The 551-nt window shown below is 65.0% G+C and carries 1 protein-coding gene; it reads right to left on the bottom strand.

The window, feature by feature from the left end:
• The coding region (locus ACPYOP_RS32985; protein WP_481414389.1) for a hypothetical protein at positions 1-551 on the bottom strand (551 nt) is incomplete at both ends.

Raw genomic sequence — 551 nt, 5'->3', positions numbered from 1 at the left:
GCCGGCTGGTAGCTGAGCGTGGCATCGCCGACCAGATAGTGCGACGTGCCGTCCGTCGTCTGATACGAGCTGGTGCCCGATATCGCGGAACCATCCGAGAACGACTGGCTGCCATCCGTGGTCGACAGAAGGTTGACCAGCTTGATGCCCGCTTCCGACATGGTCCGCAATTCGCCATCATCGACGGCGCCGCTCTGGTTGGCATCGCGCCACACCCGAAACTCGTTCCAGCGAAGGTCATGGGCGTCAAGGACGTTGTCGTGGTTGCTGTCGAAGGCCAGGCGCAGGCCGTCGAGATCGGAGACAGAACCGCCGTTCGCGGTCGCTTGATCGGGCGTCGCCCATTCGGAGAACGCCAGTTCCTTCGCCTGATCGATGACGCCATCAGCGCCCGCCTGACCGTTCTCGCCGAGATCGATCGCCAGGAAGCCGTCCCGCGGCCCAACCCAGGCCGTGCCGTCGCGCGCGCCATCGCCGTTCCAGTCGAAGGTCACCGACGAGCCGGTGGCGAGCGCGTTGATATCGAGCGGCCGCAGATCGATATGGTCGTC

The sequence above is a fragment of the Rhizobium sp. KNZ2-6A genome, from assembly GCF_056755475.1.
The sequence above is the reverse complement of the archived record's forward strand: the minus strand, read 5'-3'. Positions and strand labels throughout refer to the sequence as shown.